The organism is Synechococcus sp. YX-04-1 (assembly GCF_030546365.1).
Classification (GTDB): Bacteria; Cyanobacteriota; Cyanobacteriia; order PCC-6307; family Cyanobiaceae; genus Parasynechococcus.
The window spans coordinates 301,799-319,020 of record NZ_JAUONZ010000003.1 but is presented as its reverse complement, the minus strand read 5'-3'; the positions used below and the strand labels follow the sequence as shown (position 1 = coordinate 319,020).

The 17,222-nt window shown below is 61.0% G+C and carries 18 protein-coding genes; 6 read left to right on the top strand and 12 right to left on the bottom strand.

What is annotated here, in order from left to right:
• The first annotated feature begins 159 nt into the window (after nucleotides 1-159).
• Nucleotides 160-444 (top strand): DUF427 domain-containing protein, encoded by a 285-nt coding sequence (locus Q3Y53_RS07840; protein WP_226425529.1) that lies wholly within the window; start codon nucleotides 160-162, stop codon nucleotides 442-444.
• Between the two features lie 201 nt (nucleotides 445-645).
• On the opposite strand, the gene argF is transcribed toward Q3Y53_RS07840, so the two are convergent.
• Complete coding sequence (gene argF, locus Q3Y53_RS07835) at nucleotides 646-1,602, bottom strand: ornithine carbamoyltransferase (protein WP_303534780.1); 957 nt, start codon at nucleotides 1,600-1,602, stop codon at nucleotides 646-648.
• A gap of 45 nt (nucleotides 1,603-1,647) precedes the next feature.
• Complete coding sequence (ftsH, locus tag Q3Y53_RS07830; RefSeq protein WP_226425531.1) at nucleotides 1,648-3,522, bottom strand: ATP-dependent zinc metalloprotease FtsH; 1,875 nt, start codon at nucleotides 3,520-3,522, stop codon at nucleotides 1,648-1,650.
• A gap of 84 nt (nucleotides 3,523-3,606) precedes the next feature.
• Here ftsH and Q3Y53_RS07825 point away from each other — a divergent pair, with 84 nt between their 5' ends.
• A complete protein-coding gene (locus tag Q3Y53_RS07825) occupies nucleotides 3,607-4,263 on the top strand; it encodes an SOS response-associated peptidase (RefSeq protein WP_303534778.1) in 657 nt (218 codons plus the stop codon).
• Between the two features lie 48 nt (nucleotides 4,264-4,311).
• A complete protein-coding gene (locus Q3Y53_RS07820; protein ID WP_303534777.1) occupies nucleotides 4,312-5,028 on the top strand; it encodes a potassium channel family protein in 717 nt (238 codons plus the stop codon).
• A 105-nt stretch (nucleotides 5,029-5,133) separates the two neighbouring features.
• Here the strand turns inward: Q3Y53_RS07820 and Q3Y53_RS07815 are convergent, their stop codons facing one another.
• The 4 genes from Q3Y53_RS07815 to Q3Y53_RS07800 all read right to left on the bottom strand — a co-directional run bounded on the left by Q3Y53_RS07815 (nucleotide 5,134) and on the right by Q3Y53_RS07800 (nucleotide 7,731).
• Entirely contained in the window at nucleotides 5,134-5,559 is a 426-nt protein-coding gene (locus tag Q3Y53_RS07815; protein WP_303534775.1) for an MAPEG family protein, read from the bottom strand.
• Between the two features lie 257 nt (nucleotides 5,560-5,816).
• Nucleotides 5,817-6,068 carry a hypothetical protein gene (locus Q3Y53_RS07810; protein WP_303534773.1) on the bottom strand — a complete coding sequence of 84 codons (252 nt, stop codon included), beginning with the start codon at nucleotides 6,066-6,068 and terminating at the stop codon, nucleotides 5,817-5,819.
• Nucleotides 6,069-6,178: 110 nt separating this feature from the next.
• Nucleotides 6,179-7,243, bottom strand: a complete 1,065-nt coding sequence (gene ribD, locus Q3Y53_RS07805) for a bifunctional diaminohydroxyphosphoribosylaminopyrimidine deaminase/5-amino-6-(5-phosphoribosylamino)uracil reductase RibD (RefSeq protein ID WP_303534772.1) — start codon at nucleotides 7,241-7,243, stop codon at nucleotides 6,179-6,181.
• Nucleotides 7,243-7,731 (bottom strand): DUF3122 domain-containing protein, encoded by a 489-nt coding sequence (locus Q3Y53_RS07800; protein ID WP_303534771.1) that lies wholly within the window; start codon nucleotides 7,729-7,731, stop codon nucleotides 7,243-7,245. Before Q3Y53_RS07800 ends, ribD begins: the two co-directional genes overlap by 1 nt.
• Nucleotides 7,732-7,802: 71 nt before the next feature.
• Between Q3Y53_RS07800 and Q3Y53_RS07795 the strand changes: the two genes are divergently transcribed.
• On the top strand, nucleotides 7,803-8,783 hold the full coding sequence (locus Q3Y53_RS07795) for a helix-turn-helix transcriptional regulator (protein ID WP_303534770.1): 981 nt from the start codon (nucleotides 7,803-7,805) through the stop codon (nucleotides 8,781-8,783).
• Here Q3Y53_RS07795 and Q3Y53_RS07790 read toward each other — a convergent pair.
• From Q3Y53_RS07790 to Q3Y53_RS07780, 3 genes are read right to left on the bottom strand one after another with little or no spacing between them, the layout of a single operon-like run.
• The gene (locus tag Q3Y53_RS07790; RefSeq protein WP_303534769.1) at nucleotides 8,702-11,200 is read right to left on the bottom strand and encodes a GH116 family glycosyl hydrolase; all 2,499 of its coding nucleotides are present in this window, start codon (nucleotides 11,198-11,200) and stop codon (nucleotides 8,702-8,704) included. The genes Q3Y53_RS07795 and Q3Y53_RS07790 overlap by 82 nt on opposite strands.
• A 59-nt stretch (nucleotides 11,201-11,259) precedes the next feature.
• Nucleotides 11,260-11,502 (bottom strand): hypothetical protein, encoded by a 243-nt coding sequence (locus Q3Y53_RS07785; protein WP_226425544.1) that lies wholly within the window; start codon nucleotides 11,500-11,502, stop codon nucleotides 11,260-11,262.
• Nucleotides 11,499-12,572: a sulfotransferase gene (locus Q3Y53_RS07780; RefSeq protein ID WP_303534768.1), complete on the bottom strand. Its 1,074-nt coding sequence runs from the start codon at nucleotides 12,570-12,572 to the stop codon at nucleotides 11,499-11,501. The genes Q3Y53_RS07785 and Q3Y53_RS07780 overlap by 4 nt, the downstream gene beginning before the upstream one ends.
• Before the next feature lie 32 nt (nucleotides 12,573-12,604).
• Here Q3Y53_RS07780 and cbiE point away from each other — a divergent pair, with 32 nt between their 5' ends.
• Nucleotides 12,605-13,864, top strand: coding sequence for a precorrin-6y C5,15-methyltransferase (decarboxylating) subunit CbiE (cbiE, locus tag Q3Y53_RS07775; protein ID WP_303534767.1), 1,260 nt, complete (start codon nucleotides 12,605-12,607; stop codon nucleotides 13,862-13,864).
• Nucleotides 13,865-13,871: 7 nt separating this feature from the next.
• On the opposite strand, the gene Q3Y53_RS07770 is transcribed toward cbiE, so the two are convergent.
• Genes Q3Y53_RS07770 through Q3Y53_RS07760 form a run of 3 tightly spaced genes read right to left on the bottom strand, consistent with a single transcriptional unit; the run spans nucleotide 13,872 to nucleotide 15,904 of the window.
• On the bottom strand, nucleotides 13,872-14,315 hold the full coding sequence (locus Q3Y53_RS07770) for a DUF192 domain-containing protein (RefSeq protein ID WP_226413110.1): 444 nt from the start codon (nucleotides 14,313-14,315) through the stop codon (nucleotides 13,872-13,874).
• A gap of 6 nt (nucleotides 14,316-14,321) precedes the next feature.
• Entirely contained in the window at nucleotides 14,322-14,999 is a 678-nt protein-coding gene (locus tag Q3Y53_RS07765) for a response regulator transcription factor (RefSeq protein WP_303534766.1), read from the bottom strand.
• A complete protein-coding gene (locus Q3Y53_RS07760; protein WP_303534765.1) occupies nucleotides 14,996-15,904 on the bottom strand; it encodes an NAD(+) kinase in 909 nt (302 codons plus the stop codon). The genes Q3Y53_RS07765 and Q3Y53_RS07760 overlap by 4 nt, the downstream gene beginning before the upstream one ends.
• An 88-nt stretch (nucleotides 15,905-15,992) precedes the next feature.
• Between Q3Y53_RS07760 and Q3Y53_RS07755 the strand changes: the two genes are divergently transcribed.
• On the top strand, nucleotides 15,993-17,075 hold the full coding sequence (locus tag Q3Y53_RS07755) for a hypothetical protein (protein ID WP_303534764.1): 1,083 nt from the start codon (nucleotides 15,993-15,995) through the stop codon (nucleotides 17,073-17,075).
• Nucleotides 17,076-17,222 lie beyond the last annotated feature (147 nt).

Here is a 17,222-nt window from a genome sequence, read left to right as displayed (position 1 = left end):
CTCGATGCACACACTCTCGGCAGCCGTGGAGCACCCGGCAATCAGCTGTCGTGCTCATTGCCTTCTGGGGCGAATCGACCGATTGTGGGAACGGCGTGCTGTGCACAGTGGATGGATGGCCTTCTTAGGGTCAATTCCACAACGCTCGACACAGAAATCATGCAGGCGACCTTGAACGGCACGGTGCTTGCTGAGAGCGACGACATCGTGATGGTGGATGGCAATCCCTACTTCCCCCGTGAAGCGATGAATGCGGAGTTCTTTCGTGACTCGAGACTCACCACCGTCTGCGGCTGGAAGGGAACGGCCCGTTACTGGGATGTGGTGGTTGGCGATCAAGTGATCACCAATGTGGTGTGGGCCTACGACTGCCCAAAGCCCGATGCCGAAAAGATCCGCGAGCGCTTTGCCTTCTACCGAAACAAGGGTGTGACGCTGGTCTGATCAGCACTGCAACACGATGGTGGGGTGCTTCAGGCAGAAGCAACAACTCAACCCGGCTTTATTCACACTTAGCCCCCGTCAGCAATGGCGGTTTTTTTAGTAGTGGCGTCGTGAACGTTGGTAATCCAATAACTTCTGCGCTGGTTTGTAAGGACCCCAGCCCAGACCCCTCGCCCTCTCTTGCTGGCAGCGGCCTAAGCCCTACAAACCACCCATCAACACCGCCAACAGAGCTTGCTGCGCATGCAGGCGGTTTTCCGCTTGATCAAAAATGCGGCTCGCCGTTCCTTCCATCACCTCAGCGCTGATTTCCTCACCGCGATGGGCCGGCAGGCAGTGCAAAACAATCGCATCGGCTGCCGCCTTGTCCATCAGGGCTTGATCCACACAGAAGCCAGCGAAGGCCTGCTCCCGCTGCGCCTGTTCGGCTTCCTGACCCATGGAAGCCCAAACATCGGTATAGACGGCCTGGGCACCCGCCACCGCTTCACCTGGATCGCTCACCACCTCAATCGAGGCACCATGCTGCGCCAGGGATTGGGCCTGTTCAATCACGCCCGGCAACGGCTCGAAGCCCTCAGGGCAGCCGATCCGCACATTCACCCCCAACAACGCACCGCAGAGCATCAAGGAATGAGCAACGTTGTTTCCATCACCCACATACGCCAGGGTCTGGCCGGCAAGCGCACCATGAGCTTCCTGCATGGTGAGGAAGTCCGCCAGGGCCTGGCAGGGATGCTCCAGATCGGTGAGGGCATTGATCACCGGCACCGAAGCCCAGTGGGCGTAGTCCACCAGTTCCTGCTGAGCGAAGGTGCGAATCGCCAGCACATCGCAGTAACGGCTGAGAACCCTGGCCGTGTCTTCAAGCGGCTCGCCGCGGCCGAGCTGGGTGACAGAAGGATTGAGATCCACCGTCTGGCCGCCGAGGCGGGCCATGGCTACCTGAAAACTCACACGGGTTCGAGTGGAGGCCTTGCTGAAAATCAGACCCAGCACACGGTTACCGAGATCGATCCGACGATCGCCGCTCTTCAGTTGTGCGGCTAGGTCCAGCAACGCTGCTGTTTCCTCAGCCGAACAATCCGCTGAGGAGAGGAAGTCACGTCCGCACAGCGGAGACAGGACAGCAGCAACGCCCGCAGAAGCGGTAGCCATCGCGACGGTTCAAAGGACTGTTATCGGGGATGAGGGCCGCTGCCGTCAAGCGGTCACACCAGACGGCAGCACACTCGCCTCGAGCATCTGCTTGAGGTCATCCCCCTCGATCACCTCTTTTTCAAGGATCTTCTGGGCGATCGTCTCGAGTAGCGCCATGTTTTCCCGCAGGATCGTGAGGGCGTCGTCGTGGGCCTGGTCCACCAGCCCGCGGACTTCCTTATCAATGGCCTGGGCCGTGGCATCACTCACCGAACGGCGCGGGTTGTTGCCTCCCCCAAGGAAACGGCCACCGCCCTGCTTGTCGTAGGCCAGAGGCCCCAGGGTGTCGCTCATGCCGTAAGTGCCCACCATCTGCTCGGCCAGATCCGTGGCCCGCTGCAGGTCGTTGGCAGCGCCCGTGGTGATTTTGCCGAAGACGATCTCCTCAGCGGAGCGGCCTCCAAGAAGCGTGGCGATCTGACCTTGCAGTTCTTCCTTGGAGTTGAGGAAGCGCTCTTCCGTGGGGAGCTGCAGGGTGTAGCCCAGGGCACTCATGCCGCGGGGGACGATCGAAATCTTGGCAACCTTGCTGCCACCAGGCATGAGATGGCCCACGATCGCGTGGCCCACCTCGTGATAAGCAACCACCTTCTTTTCGTCGTCCTGCAGGACGCGGCTCTTCTTCTCCAGACCCGCCACAACGCGCTCGATCGCTTCACCGAGGTCTTGCTGCTCGACGCTGGTGCGCTGGGCACGAGCTGCAAGCAGCGCGGCTTCATTAACGAGGTTGGCGAGATCAGCGCCAGCAAAACCGCTGGTGGCCTGGGCCACGCTGTCGAGGTCAACGCCTGCAGCCAGCTTCACTTTCTTGGCGTAGATCTCAAGGATGGTCTTGCGGCCGGAGAGATCGGGGCGATCGACCAGAACTTGCCGGTCGAAACGACCCGGGCGCAGCAGCGCCGCATCCAACACTTCGGGTTGGTTGGTGGCCGCAAGAACGATCACCGGCTTGTCCTGCGCTGCGAAGCCATCCATCTCGGTGAGCAGCTGATTGAGGGTCTGCTCCCGTTCGTCGTTGCCGCCGACCACTCCCATAGACCCCGAGCGGCTCTTGCCGATGGCGTCGAGTTCGTCGATAAAGATGATGCAAGGAGCTTTCTTCTTCGCTTCTTCGAACAGATCGCGCACGCGAGCGGCACCGGCTCCGACGAAGAGCTCCACGAATTCCGAACCGGAAATAATGAAGAACGGCACCTCGGCTTCGCCCGCAACAGCCTTGGAGAGCAGGGTCTTGCCGGTGCCAGGGGGGCCGACGAGCAGCACACCCTTGGGGATGCGAGCACCAATCTCGGTGTAACGCTCAGGACGCTTGAGGAAGTCGACGATCTCAGTCAGCTCCTGCTTCGCCTCATCCACGCCAGCCACATCGGCGAAGGTGATCCGCGACTCCTCATCGGGCACATAGACCTTGGCCTTGCTCTTGGTGAAGCTCAAAGCACCCTGTGCACCACCGCCCATCGAGCGGCGGGCGAAGAACTGCAGCACCAGGATGAAGATCAGGGGGGGCACCACCCAACTGAGAATGGTGGTGAAGATATTGGGCTTCTTCGGAGGTGCTGCTGCGAATTCAACGCCCTTGGTCTCCAGGCGTTGCGGCAAATCCATGTCGAAGATCGGCGTGGTGGCCAGCACCGGAGGCGTGCCTTCCTCGGGATCACTCAGCTCATAGCGGATCTGATCCTGGGTAATGAAGGCCCGCTTCACCGCACCGTCATTCACCTGATCAATGAACAGGGAGTAGGGCACCCGCGGCACCTGCTGCATGCCGTTGGTGGGGAGGAAGCTGCTGGCCAGCAGCAGCACACCGAAACCAATCAGCACCAGGTTGATGATCCCGAAGCGACGGTTCGGCTGGTTGTCGTCCTGGCGGATCGGCATGGATGGCCTGAGAGTCCAGATACGCTACGAGGGATCACTGGCAATCAACGGGTGTAAGAACCGAACGGCTCCTAGGTTCTGCATATGTGTGGTCGCTATTGCCTCGACACGCCTCGCGCGGAATTGCAGCAGCTGCTGAGCAGCTGGCTGCGGCCGGACGACAGCGCCTGGTTGGAGCATTACGCCCCCCGCGAGCTGATCCGTCCCCATGAACCGGTGCTGGCGGTGCGGCGGGAGCACGGTGAAGACCGTCTCGCCCACATGCTTTGGGGCCTCCTTCCGGGCTGGGTCAAAGACCCGCTGCAGGCGCCGCGACCGATCAATGCCCGCGCTGAAACCATTGCGGAGAAAGCCTCTTTTCGCGGTCCATGGCGTCATCACCGCTGCCTTCTGCCCAGCACGGGCTTTTTTGAAAAAGGACACCTGATCCATCGCAGAGACCGGCAGCTGTTCTGGTTGGCCGGTGTCTGGGACCGCTGGATCGGACCCGATGGCAGTGAAGTGGAGACCTGCTGCGTGATCACGACGCGGCCCAACAGCATGGTCGCGCCGTTGCACGATCGAATGCCGGTGATCATTCCTGATGGCTTGGAGAGCGTCTGGCTCGAACCCGGTGATGGGGCCCACCGACGCGCCCTCGAGCCGATGCTCACGCCATCACCAGCGGAGCCATGGGACTGCAGAGCACTGAAGCCAGCTGCCCCTACGAACAAGAACCAGCAACTCTCCTTGCTTGATTGAACAAGGCTTGACAGCCGTCGCTGGCTGCCGACCCTGGAAGCAGCAGCAGTGGCCAAGGTGCTGGTGGGACTGGTTCAGCGGCTCCTGCAGCGTGATGACACGCAGCTGAAGCTGCTGCTGCTCTTCACCCTGATCGCCACCGTGGGCTTCGCCTTTCCTCGCTTGGACTGGGTGACCTACATCGGCTACACCCTTGTTGCCTTGTTGCTGACGCAGGTGATGGTGGGGAGCAGCAAGGCACCGGATTGGAGTGATGTCCTGTATCGGGGTCTGGGGCTGATGGCCGTGGTGACCATGTGGCTCTGGCTGCTCACGCCCCTGGAGCTGATCTACAGCGGTATGCCGTTGGCCCTGAGCTGGAGTGTGCTGGTGGGCTGGAGCGTGATCCGCCTAGTGACACGCTTCGCCAGCACCAGACGCGTCACCGAGGCGCTGCTGATGGGTGCCACGGCCGGATACCTGCACATCGGGCTCGCCGCCGGCCTGGTGATGAGTGCCCTGGAAACGATCCAACCGGGCAGCTTCCAACCCATGGAGATGACGAACGTTGGCGATTCAAGTGTTCTGGCCAACGCCCGCATCTTTTCAGCACTGAACTACTACGCCTTCGTTTGCCTCACCACCGTGGGCTTCGGGGACATCAGCCCAATGCTCCCCCTGTCACGGATGGTGAGCGTGGCCACCAGCGTCGCCGGACCGCTCTACCTCGCGGCCGTGATGGGCGTTCTGATCGGCCGCTATGCCAACAGCCTTGAACGCCGGTGAACCAAACAGCAACAAATCAACTTGAGCACTCACATCCTGGATCTATGAAAGGTGATCCATTAAAACTGATCGATTAAAACAACTCCAGAGGCCTCAAATCGATTACTAGACAAGAGCTGCCAAGCCAACACCATAAAGAACGCCACTGCAAAGCAGACCCAGGAACCAAGCCAAGGATCGAGCAACAGGCACATTAAAAAGATAGGCACTGATGTAAACAATTCGAAGCGCTGGATGTGCCCAGGCAACTACAACAGTGATGAACGGAAGGCTTTGTCCGTTCAAAACAGCAACGACAGCAAGCAGTGCTGCAGGGGCATGGATGGTGAAGGCTTCAAAACTGTTTTGCTGTGCCCAACTAGCGCGCTTGCCCCAAGCCGGAAAGCGATCAAACATCGACCGAAGAGCCGCCAGATCCTTGATTTCAAGGCTTGCGCTGAATCGAGCGATGTAAAGCAGGATGATGCTGATCAGCAGCGTGGCGAACGACAACACCAACGACCACAGATAAGGCTCTGCACTCGACACCATCGATTGCGACAAATCTGACATCAACATCCACAAATCAAGGTTCCTTCAAGGCTAGAGGCCTCAGCAGCAAAAGCAACTTAATTTGATGTATCGCGGAGGCTTGCGATGAACGCCGCCACGCAAACACCCCATATCACCTCTTTAACGATCATCCCATTAACATCTTCAATGGGATAATCCGGTCGAAACGTTAACCCACGAAGATATGCTTCCAGATGCGCGAAGAAGGGCACGAACATTCCTCCTGCCGAATATCCTCAAGCACCAGCCAAATAAATCGTGGACTGTGCAAGCTTGGCCGTGCATGCAACAGCAGCAAGGATCAGTAAAACTCCCGACCCATAATCCTCAAGCATCGTTGTTACATTGATCGCAAAGTAATCAATGCCTCGACGTGCTGTTTCTCCAAGTATAAAAATTGTTCCCATGGCATAGGCCATGGCCTGAGTGCCCTTCATGCATTCATTGGATTCAAATTTCATTGAGAGGCTTGATGCCGAGTTGTGCATGCAAATCACGTTGCACAGCTGCATCGTTCGAGAAAAATCCGATCGTTCCCCTTACGAGACCCCAAAGTTGTCTTGCCGCCGAGGGAAAGACTCACAGAAGAGGACTGAATTCAGGAGCCGTTGCGCCAACGCAGCAACCAGTCTTTGCCCATGGCCTCGCTCTGCTGCCACTGCCCCTGCAGAACCTGATCCATGGCGTTGAAGTTCAGATCTCCTAGAGGGGTGCGGGCCGCCATGCCCCCCATCAGCTTCGGAGCCACCAGTGCCGCGATCTCCTGAACACAGCCCTGCCGAATCGCCGCGGCCGCCAGCTCAGGACCGCACTCCCAAAGCACCTGGTTGCAACCCCGTTCCGCCAGGGCCTCCATCAGCTGCTTCGGTTCACAGGCTGAGAGTTCAAGTCCCTCAGGGCCAGACGGCAGACGCTGGGGATCAGCATCGGGACCATGGGCCACAACAGTTGGCGCCACAGCGGTATCCCAAAGCTGGGCCTGATCAGGCAGATCGAGGCTGCGGCTCAGCACCACCCGCAGCGGTTCCGGGGAACGCCGGCCTCTGCTGGTGAGCAGCGGATCATCGCCGCGAACCGTGCCGCCCCCCACAACCACAGCATCCATGCCGCTACGCAGCCGATGCACCCAATCGCGGGCGGGCGGGCCGCTGATCCATTGGCTGGCCCCATTGGGCAAGGCGGTGCGGCCATCCAGGCTCATGGCCCACTTCAGAATCCCAAACGGGCGGCCGGTACGAACGCGGTGCAGGAAAGCCCGGTTCTGCTGGCGGGCCTCCTCGCGCAGCACACCACTGATCACCTCCAGCCCCGCCTCCCTCAACTGACGGATGCCGCCCCCATCCACCCGGGGATCGGGATCCTCCAAGGCGATCACAACGCGGCCAATGTCCGCGCGCAGCACCGCCTCACTGCAGGGGGGCGTACGGCCGTGGTGGCAGCAGGGTTCAAGGGTGACCACAAGGGTTCCACCCCGGGCCGCATCCCCGGCCTGCCGCAACGCACCCACCTCGGCATGGGCGGCACCGGCCCGCGAATGAAAGCCTTCGCCTACAAGGCGCCCATCGCGATCAAGAACCACTGCCCCCACGAGAGGGTTGGGACTGGTGTGACCTTCAGCTAGGGCGGCCAGGGCCAGGGCTCGCCGCATCCAGAGCTCCCACATCAGCTGAGAGGCAACTCCTGCAGCGAGCGCCATTCCCCGACGACATAAGGAGGGATCGGCAACTCAGTGAACACACCCGGCAACGCCAAGCGCAGCGGTCGGTTGTTGCTGAGATCGTTCAGCAAGGGATCAAGGGCAAATTCAGCCGCTGCGTCGCGGCCATCGGTGGCCAGCACCGGATTGGCCAGGGTGACGTCGTCCAGCTGCCATTCGCGGCGACCCGCCAGCACCTGGAGGGTCACCGGATGATCAAGCCTCAGCTTTCCGGGATAGCCAACAACGCGCAGCACCACCGGCTGGCCTGGAGGGCCTTCGCGGTAGGCCACCGCCTGCCAGCTGTCGTAATCGAGATCCCGCAGACTCTCAAGCGAACGCACCATGGCGACGCCTGCCTCACTCTCATGCTGGTGCACCTGGGCCCAGGCCATGCCCGGCGTAAGCAGCAAGAGCCCAAGGGCGGCCAACAAACAGCAGAACAAACGGCGCATGGGGAGGACGACAGTCCGCGAATTCTCACAACAAAACTGTCCTTCAGAGGATTTTCACTGAGAATTAATAAATGGAGGTTGCTTTTGATTCGGCTCTGGGCCTTAGCGCCACCCTGGAAAGGGTTGGCTTCGAGATGGGTGTCGCCCAATTGAGCCGCGGCACTCTCCATGGCGTCGTTCGCCTGGGTGGATCGAAGCAGCTGCCGGTCTTGTCGATCCAGACCAATCAAGACCTGGTGCTTCACGGCAACCGACGGCCTGGGGTCTTGCCCTTCACCTTGAACATCTCCGATCAGCAACCAGTGGTTCGCGGAGAAGAAACGCATCAGGGCTCCCTGCATGGGTTCCATGCAGGACTAAGCGACGTCTTTTTCCAGCTTCCCGCAGGAGCCCACATCCAAGCGGCGCTTGTCTCGCAAACGCGGTTTGAAGAGCTCGCCACCGCCACCGGTGATCACCAGACGCTGGATGTGATTCACAGATCTAACTCCGCCAACCTTCATCCCCAGCGGTTTAAAGAAATCAGCGCATTGATCCAGGCCCAGCTGATGGGAGGGGGCCAGGATGATCTGGTGGAAGTGGCGGCGCTGGAGGCCTTGTCACCCCATCATCTGCAGGGAACAGCCAGTGGCGACCTCGGCGTGAGAGCTGGGCTGATGAAAGATCTGATCGCTTGGGGGTTCGAGAACACCGGCCAAGCGATCACCCTGGACGACCTGTGCACGACGATCTTCGCCTCACGCTCCGCAATCGTTCACCACTGTCGTCAGACCTTCGGCACTGGCCCAATGGCTCTGCTCAAACAGATCCGGCTCAGCCAGGTGCATCACGCCCTCAGCTCCCCAGAAGTGCAGCACGCCATTGGCAGCTACACCGTGCAGGCGATTGCCTCACATCACGGCTTTCAGAGCCGCAATCACTTCGCCCGGGATTACCGCAACCAATTCGGCGAATCCCCAAGCGCCACACTTCAACGGGCATCCGCTCCCGGGATCAGCGTCCAATCGGTCTCCGTGGCCCAGAGCCCCCAGATGGCCATGGCTCTGAGGTAATGACAGGCCCGGTAGGTGTTCACCGCGGTAATCGCCTCAGGGGTGCGGAACTGCAGACCACCGGAATACACCTGCTCAACAACGGCTGAGCAGATCGCTTCCGCCGTCTGCTTCTCTCCCATCAACCGGTAATAACTGGCGATCCCGAAGTTGATCCCCGTCCACACCTCCAGGGGATGGGTGCCATTGGGATCCAAGGGAGTTCCATCACGTCGCAGGCCATTGGCCACGCCCAGGCAGCCGCCATCAAAGGCTTCAAAGCAGGCCTCCTTAACGGCCTTCAAGGTGCTGCGGCTGTTGGCATCACTCACCACCGGCGGCAGGCCCAACAGCCGTGCGTAGAAATCGCCGCAGAGCTGATCAGCCATCACCACTGGCGTGCCGCTCTCGGCATCGATGTCGTAGTACTCGCCATTCCAGAGCAACTTGTCGAAATTGCCCCGGGATTGCTCGAGCCAACCGCTGAATTCCTTCTGCTCGGCTGAGGTGTCGAGCCCAGTCCTGAGCTGAAGGGTCTGGGCAATGGCAAGAGCAGCCTCCAGTGCAGCGACCCAGAGGGCACCGCAGTAAGCACTTACCCCCTTCAAGGGCCAGTCGTCGAAGGTCTGATCCGGGGCACCGCCGTTGTCGGGCAGCCCGTCATTGTTGACATCAAAAGTTTTGAGGTAGCGCAGCGCCTCCACGGCCGCCGGCCAGCAGTCGGCGAGGAAGCGGATGTCTTCACCGCTGGGAGCCAGCTTGAAGGTTCGCCACACCTGCAGCACAAAATCACTACCGAGATCCTTCCAGAGGTTGCAGTCCTGATAAGCGGTGTAGTTGGTCGCATCCCAGGGGATCTCGTTGGGAGCCCCCAGGTCATGGGGGGTGGCTCCTTTCACCTTGCGATCAGCCTCCACCCGGCCCTTGCCCTGGGTGAAGTACCAGCCAATCGGACGCTGGGCGGCGTCCGCCGCCGGAATCGCCCGGGCAAAGCTGCGCAACACGGCCTTGTCGAGTTCGGGCCAGAGCTGCAACAGAGCAAAGGATCCGTAGAGACGAACATCGAGGCTTTCGTACCAGGCGTAGTCGAGGCACTCCAAAACGCCGAAGCGGCCGTGGGGATCGTCGGCTGAGGCCGCACTCCAGAGGCTGCCGCCACTGCAAAGGTCGTAGAGCTCATTGAACAAAGCCATCCGCAGCGGTTCCGGCAGGTCTTCGCGTTGCAGTACCGGCTGCTGCCAGGCCTCGATCTGCTGGCGCCAACTGCGCCAGTCGCGCAGCGCTTCAGCGGCAATGTCAACCGCCTGGTTGGCATTTGCGCCAAAGAAGTCGGTGTAGCGGCGCAGAGCCTGGCTGCCGGTGGCAAAGGCCGTCACTGGCAGGTCCCAGCTGATCACCAGCGGAATCTCAATGCTCTGCCCAGGGGCCAGCTGACACTGAACCGCCAGCGCAGCACTGAGTGGATCATCCACTCCACTGCGTCGATCGTTGTTGCTCTCGGGGATCGAACCATCAGCACTGAAGCTGTCCCAGAGCTCACGGCCATCACCGCTGGGATTCCAGCGGCTGCAGCGCTGGATGGTCACACCGGGCTGCTCAGCCGTGGCAATGCACCACTGGCCCTCACCTTCAGCAACGGGCTCGGAGACGTTGCCCTCTAGCACCACTCCTTTGAGGGAGCCATCGTCGATGCAACGGTTTCGCTGGCCGGTAGTGGTGCCGATGGCCGGGGCGTAGTTGTGCTCCGGGCTGCCGTCATCGCGGAAGTGAACCTCGGCCGAGGCATCGGTGTTGGTGAACCAGCCGGTGGTGTTGCGCCAACTCAGCAACAACGACAAATCCAAAGGCTGGTCGGTGGGATTACGCAGCGTCCAGATGAACACTGCCACCGGGTAGCTGGTGCGCTGATAATCACCCGGGAGGATCGGGCTGAAGGCCTCACAACGCACCTCGGCGTCATACACACCCTCATAGCTCGTCCAGCTGATTGGATAGCGGGCGGCATAGGTGCCGGTGCTGCGATCCGCCGTGCTGGCTGGGTACCACTCCCAGGCCTTCAGCGGCTGGCCGCCCTGCGGACGCGAGGCATCCCGATCCGGCTGAACCGCCAAAGCGTGGGCGCGCTTGCCGCAGCCATTCCCCTCAAACAGAGCGAACTGGCAATCGGGCAGCACACCAAACCAGTGCTCGCCGCCATCAAGGTGCCAGAGGTTGATGTTGCCGTCGGGCGCCCGCCCGAAGCACCCGGCCCCGAACCCCCCAAGCGGCATGCCGTGGTTGGGGCCGTCATCGAGGTTGCTGGCATAGCGAACCGTGTAGGGCTTGTCCCAGCCCAGGCCGAAGGGGCGACTCCAGGATGCCTCCGGTGGCTGCCATCGCTTGGCTTGCTTACCGCGGCCCAGCAGGGAGTTCAGAGCAGACCAACCGAACGAAGCCATGCAGGGGCCGAGAGTCGCCCCAGATTGCCAGGTTTGGCGCGATCAGCCAGCCGTTGAGATCAGCCTGCAGACAAGGGTGAGGGATTGTCCTCGGCATCCAGCAGGGCATCCAAGGTGACCGCCGTGCGGACCAAGGCCTGATAGCGATGCAGACTCCTGCGGTTCTGATCCAGCCAACGGCCGGGGGCCGTCCCCTCCAGGTCGGGCTGATCGGGATCGAGCAGGGGCAGATCGTCCTGCTGCGCAATCAGAGCAATCACAAGATCGTGCAATCGTTGACGGCGATCGTGGGCTGGGGTCATGCCTCCTCCATCAGGTCGTTCAGGCGCTGTTGCGCTGATAAGGGCAGGGTCACCGGATCAGCGGTGTAGCTACGGGCCTGGGCAATCCGAGCCTGCAGCGGAGCCTGCGCCACCGACCAGCTGCTGAGCCCGAGTTCGTCATAGATCCGTCTCACCGCAACGAGGGGTTGGCGAATCAAGGCCTCATAGGGCAGCTCAACCAACTGCCCCGCAGGGATCCGATGCCGAGAGGCCTCAAAGGCATCAAGCAGCTGGCCATGGGCCGCCACCGTTTCCTCCACCTGGATGACAGCATCAGGCAGGGGTTGGAGTCCCACCAAAGCGCCCAACCGCTGCTTCACCTGAACCAGCGAGCGGATCGAGGCCTGCGGATCACGGCGCAACAGAACAAAGCGCGCCTTAGGGAAGTGGCGCAGCACCAGCTCCACCCGAGCGGAATGGGCGCTGTTCTTGATCAGCAGTCCCGTCTTTCCCTTGCCGTCATGGAGCCAGGAGAGCTTGGTGAAGTGCAGCCACTGCCGCTCGAAGGCACCGGACGAACCCAGAACATTGCGTCGGAAAAACCAGGGATAGGCCAGGGGAAAAGCCATGCCCGCCATGTTGGTATCCATGGTGAGTCGGGCCAGCCCGAGCTCATCCTCCTGGGGGTCGTCCGGCCCCCACGGCACTGCATCAATCGGCCGCTGCTGCGTCATCAAGGCTTTGAGTGCCGAACGAATCCAGGGTTTGAGCAGCAACGCCACCTGCGGCGCCATGGTCAGCGAATTGCGTGCCGTCGCCAGTGTTGGGTCGCAGGCCAGCAACTGATGCAGATAGGTGGTGCCACTGCGCCAGTGGCCAATCACCACGATCGGGTCGTCTGGAAGTTCGACCTTCTGCAACCGGCGAGCAAACAGCCAGGACTGAACCCAAGCCAGGGGCTCCACCAGCAGCCCACTGAGTCCCATCACCAGGCTCACCCTCCAGCAGGAGAGGGCCGGACGACGAAGCTGCAAACCTCGAAGCAGCACCGCAGGTCGCACAAAGCCTCCCGCCACCAAGCGATCGACCAGCAAATCCCCCCGTCCCATGGCCCCACAAACCCTCACACCAGAATGACGGGATGATCGATGTGATCGGCACCGACGCCGGGGCTCCCTCCTCGTTGCCCGTTCCGCAGCAGACGTTGCTGCAGGCTGCGGAGGTGATTGCTGCGCCGCAGCGGTTGCAAGCTGCTCTGCAGGCCTGGCTGGGGGACGCACGCCCAGAACTCATCAGAAGCGATGACCCGCGGGCTCTGGCGGACGCTCTGCAATCACGGCCTTCGGATCAGCCTGTGGTGGTGCTCGCCAGCGGCGACCCGCTCTGGTTCGGCCTGGGTCGCATTCTCTGCGATCGCATCGGTGTAAAGCGGCTGCGGTTTCATCCCGCCCCCACATCGCTGCAGTTGGCCTTCGCCCGCATCGGTCGCCCCTGGCAGGACGCCGACTGGGTGAGCCTGCACGGACGGAACCCCGAAATACTTGCCAGCGCCTTGCAGAAACGACCGGCGGCCCTGGCGGTGCTCACGGACCCAAACCAGGGGGGCGCCAGCAGCGTGCAGCGGATGTTGCGCAGCAGTGGCCTGGAGACCAGCACGGATCTGTGGCTCTGTGAAAACCTCGGGCATGCCGATGAGCGGGTTCAGCTGATCACCCCCGGCACCGCATTACCAGCAGATCTGCATCCGCTGCTGATTGCGCTACTGATCGCCCGAGAACCTGCCGCACAAGATCCCCATCAGCTGCCGTTGTTCGGGCTCGATGACGGGCTCTACCTGCAGCACAGCGACCACCCCGGACTGATGACCAAGCGGGAGGTGCGCATCCAACTACTTGCCGAACTCGCCCTGCCAAAGCAGGGCGTGCTCTGGGATCTGGGGGCCGGCACCGGTAGCGTCGGCCTTGAAGCCCTGCGCCTGCGCCCTGAGCTGCAACTGCTGGCAGTGGAACGCCGCGCCGGCGGCGCGCAACTGATCCAGCGCAATGCGCAACGGCTCGGGGTTAACCCCGCAGCGGTGCTGGAAACCGACGCCACCGCGGTACTGAACGGCGGGCTCCCCAGCCATCTCAGCCAGCCCGATCGGGTTTTGCTTGGAGGCGGTGGCGCCCAACGCGAACGCTTGCTGCAAGACGTTCTGGCACGGCTGCGGTCTGGTGGCGTTGTGGTGATCCCCCTGGCGAGCATTGAGGCATTGGCCAACGTTCGACCACTGCTCGAAAATGCCGGATTGGCGGTGCGCGTACAGCAACTGCAAGCCTGGCGTGGACAACCGCTGGGGGATGGCACGCGCCTGGCTCCGATGAACCCCACTTTGATCGTGACGGGAACGAAGCCGGCTTAAGGCGGCTTCACTCCGAAGGCGTGAGCGGAGCAATTCGAACCGGATCGCCGATGTCAATCCCAAGCCGCTCCGCCTCCCCGGCACCGATTTCAATCACTGCATCAACGAAATCAGCCCGTCCATTGCCATCCGCATCGGCGGCGTAGGAGCGACAGGGCAGCGCAGCGCAGGTTGGAACGGCACGCACCAAATCGAGCACCCGCCCATCACGCACAAAGATCATGTCCAGAGGCGCAAGGGTGTTGAACATCCAGAAGCGCTGCGGCTGCGGGGTGGAGAAGGGAAACCACATCCCGCGCAAGGGCGACAGGGCCGGCCGCTGCATCAACCCCAGCCGCTGCTGCTCCGGAGTGCGGGCCACCTCGAGATCAATGCAACGCTGCTGGTCCACGCACCAGCGGGCAGCAACCGAAAGCCACTGCGGAGGCGGCTCAGGGGGCAGAGCATCCATAGCCGCTTAAACCTCCGACATCACCTGGCCAAGGCAGTAACCCCGGCCGCGCACGGTGTGGAGCAAACGGCGCTCACCACCGGCCTCCAGCTTCTGACGCAAGTAGCGCACATACACCTCAACAACATTGCTACTTGAGCTCTCCCCCTGCCACACCTCCTGAAGCAACAGCTCGCGGCTCAACACCTGGCCCCGCCGCCGCAAAAGCACCTGCAACAGCATGAATTCCCGGGCTGTCAAAGCCACCACACGTTCTCCCCGCTGCACCGTTCGGGTGGTGGGATCGACGCTGAGATCGTCGAGCTGAAGCAGCGCCGGGCGCTGACCTGACCGCTGTTGAATCGTGCGGTGCAAGCGCAGACGCAACAACAGATCGCTGGGCCCGATCTCCGAGAGCCAGAAATCGTCAGCGCCAGTTCCCAGGCAGGCGGCGCGGGCCTCAACGCTGTCCCGTTCCAGGTCCAACAGGATCGGCATACCAACGAAACGGCTGCGCAGGTCTTGAATCAATGCGGCCTGATCGGCCGCCAGCACAGCAGCCACAGGCGATTCACCCGGTTCAGGAGCATGGGCCGAGGGCCCTGCACTAAGCCAATCGAGGGTGGAGTAGCCCGATGCGGCTAGACGAGGCGCAAGGGACACCGCCGAAGGGCCTGCCAGCAGCAACAGGGGATCAGCGTTCATTCCCGCTCGGGCTTGGCGATGTGGGGCAGCCCCCATCCGAGCTTGTTACGCAGCACCTGGAAGAACTCATGGTCAGCGAGACGAACAAACCGCACGGGATGATCGCTGCGACGGATTAGCACCCGATCTTCCGGCCAGACATAGCAACCTGCACTGCCGTCCACCACCATCATCAGGCGCTCCGGCGTGGCGGGAAACACAGTGACGGGCTCACGGTCACTGAACACCAAGGCGCGGGAGGCCAAGGAATGGGGTGCGATCGGGGTGAGTTGCAGCACCGGACAATCCGGCGTGATCACCGGCCCACCGGAGCTGAGGGCATAGGCCGTGGATCCCGTCGGCGTGGAGAGGATCACACCGTCGGCAGCGATGTCTACCGGGGCATGGCGGCCGATGGCGATCTCGAAGTGACACATGCTGGTGAGCGGCTCACGGTGCAGTGCCATTTCGTTGAGGGACAAGGCCTCCCAGCGGCGCTGATCGCCCCGCATCACACTCACCACAAGGTTGCTGCGTTCCTCGATCGTCCATTGCTGGGTGAGCACCACATCGAGGGCCCGGTCCAGATCATCGAGATAGGCCTCAGCCAAAAACCCCAGATGACCGGTGTTGATCGTGAGAATCGGGATCCCAACCGGGGCGGTCTGACGCGCTGCAGAGAGCACCGTGCCGTCACCCCCCAGCACGATGGCCAACACCATCGATTGGTCGAAGCCCTTTGGCACACAGGCGCTGTAGCCCCGAAGCCGCAGGTGCTGATCAGGGTTGGCAAAGCCCACCATGCCCCCGGAGCTGCTGGCCCGCTCCACGGCATGGCCGGCTGCCTCCAGACGCTGCTGAATCGTGTCCGCGGTCTGAACCGCAAGCGGCTTGCCGTCATTGACGATCAGTCCAATGCGGGGCACTGACCGCCTCAAGTGCAGAACCTAGCCACTTTATGAGTCTTGGCGGAAACGGAATCAGGCTGGCCCCCATTCGACACAGAGGCTCTCCGTGGGCGGTACAGCGCCTGGGACGATTCGAGCGCTTTTATTTGTCGGCCAACAAAAAACCCCTATTTTCAGTTTGATTTATTTTCAAATCGGCATGCGTCGCTTTCTTCTCCCGCTCGCTTTTGCCATCCCTGCACTACTCGGTACAGGTGGTCAAGCATCGGAAGAGTTAGCTTGGTCATACACCCCCTGGGTGACGCAAGATCTGCTCGCGCAAGCCGAGGGTGATGATGCTGTTTCTGAAGCAGAAGAAACTGACAACGACTGGCGGCTTTACCTCGATCTTTATGGGTTCTTGCCGCATGAAAACGAAGGGACTGTCAAGCTGGATGGAAACAGCAATACGGGCAAGCTGAGTCTTAGCGACATTCTTGAAAATGTTTCCAGCATTGCGACAGTTCGAGCAGGCGTGGAACGAGGGCGCTGGGGCCTTCAGACAGGCATCTTTCACGGAGCTGTTGACTTCAACGACAGTGGATCGAAATATGTGACTCGTGATCACTCACGCGTCCGGAAACTCACCGGCGACAAAGTGACGCGAAAACTCACCCTCAAAGGTGATGTCGAGGGAGATTTTCACCTCGATCAAACCTTGATCGATCTTGCTGTTCGCTACCGCGCGGGTGATGTTCAGCGTCCAAAAATGGATCAAGGAAGCTTCAGCTTTGTTGGTTTTGCAGGAGCCCGTCTCGTGGACGGCACGATCAAAACCGATATAGACGTTGAATTGTCTGCGTCCTACGAGGGCCCAATTCTTCAGGCTGAGCGCTCCAAAAAGCAAAGCTTCGGCGATTCCTGGTCACACACCTGGGTACAACCGTTAATCGGAATGCACGCCACTTATGCATTCAGCCCTGAATGGCAAGCTTTTGTGTACGCAGACGCCGCTGGTTTCGGCCTGGCCGGTGAAAAGGATCTCAGTGGCAACGCACAGGCAGGCATCGCCTATGCAGTTGGAAATTCAACCCAGATTTCACTGTCGTACAAAGTCTTCGGCCTGGAATATTCGGCCTACGGCAATGACAACGGATACAAGACCTTCTCTCATGGCCCCAACGTTGGAATTCGGTTTCTCTTCGACTAATAGCTAATTACATGGGCCATGACTCTAATTGCATCTAGATCCGTTTTTTCAGGTCATTTTGATGCATAAATCTCAACTCAACACCCGGCGATTGTCCTGTCTGGTTGAGCTTGCAACCGGCACAGCATTGCTTCTGACGCCTGGGCT

Excerpts from the sequence above, each read along its gene's own strand:
- Q3Y53_RS07840 (WP_226425529.1), top strand. The coding sequence starts at position 160 with ATGCAGGCGACCTTGAACGGCACGGTGCTTGCTGAGAGCGACGACATC.
- argF (WP_303534780.1), bottom strand. The coding sequence starts at position 1,602 with ATGGCTACCGCTTCTGCGGGCGTTGCTGCTGTCCTGTCTCCGCTGTGC.
- ftsH (WP_226425531.1), bottom strand. The coding sequence starts at position 3,522 with ATGCCGATCCGCCAGGACGACAACCAGCCGAACCGTCGCTTCGGGATC.
- Q3Y53_RS07825 (WP_303534778.1), top strand. The coding sequence starts at position 3,607 with ATGTGTGGTCGCTATTGCCTCGACACGCCTCGCGCGGAATTGCAGCAG.
- Q3Y53_RS07815 (WP_303534775.1), bottom strand. The coding sequence starts at position 5,559 with ATGGTGTCGAGTGCAGAGCCTTATCTGTGGTCGTTGGTGTTGTCGTTC.
- Q3Y53_RS07810 (WP_303534773.1), bottom strand. The coding sequence starts at position 6,068 with ATGCACAACTCGGCATCAAGCCTCTCAATGAAATTTGAATCCAATGAA.
- ribD (WP_303534772.1), bottom strand. The coding sequence starts at position 7,243 with ATGTGGGAGCTCTGGATGCGGCGAGCCCTGGCCCTGGCCGCCCTAGCT.
- Q3Y53_RS07800 (WP_303534771.1), bottom strand. The coding sequence starts at position 7,731 with ATGCGCCGTTTGTTCTGCTGTTTGTTGGCCGCCCTTGGGCTCTTGCTG.
- Q3Y53_RS07795 (WP_303534770.1), top strand. The coding sequence starts at position 7,803 with ATGGAGGTTGCTTTTGATTCGGCTCTGGGCCTTAGCGCCACCCTGGAA.
- Q3Y53_RS07790 (WP_303534769.1), bottom strand. The coding sequence starts at position 11,200 with ATGGCTTCGTTCGGTTGGTCTGCTCTGAACTCCCTGCTGGGCCGCGGT.
- Q3Y53_RS07785 (WP_226425544.1), bottom strand. The coding sequence starts at position 11,502 with ATGACCCCAGCCCACGATCGCCGTCAACGATTGCACGATCTTGTGATT.
- Q3Y53_RS07780 (WP_303534768.1), bottom strand. The coding sequence starts at position 12,572 with ATGGGACGGGGGGATTTGCTGGTCGATCGCTTGGTGGCGGGAGGCTTT.
- cbiE (WP_303534767.1), top strand. The coding sequence starts at position 12,605 with ATGATCGATGTGATCGGCACCGACGCCGGGGCTCCCTCCTCGTTGCCC.
- Q3Y53_RS07770 (WP_226413110.1), bottom strand. The coding sequence starts at position 14,315 with ATGGATGCTCTGCCCCCTGAGCCGCCTCCGCAGTGGCTTTCGGTTGCT.
- Q3Y53_RS07765 (WP_303534766.1), bottom strand. The coding sequence starts at position 14,999 with ATGAACGCTGATCCCCTGTTGCTGCTGGCAGGCCCTTCGGCGGTGTCC.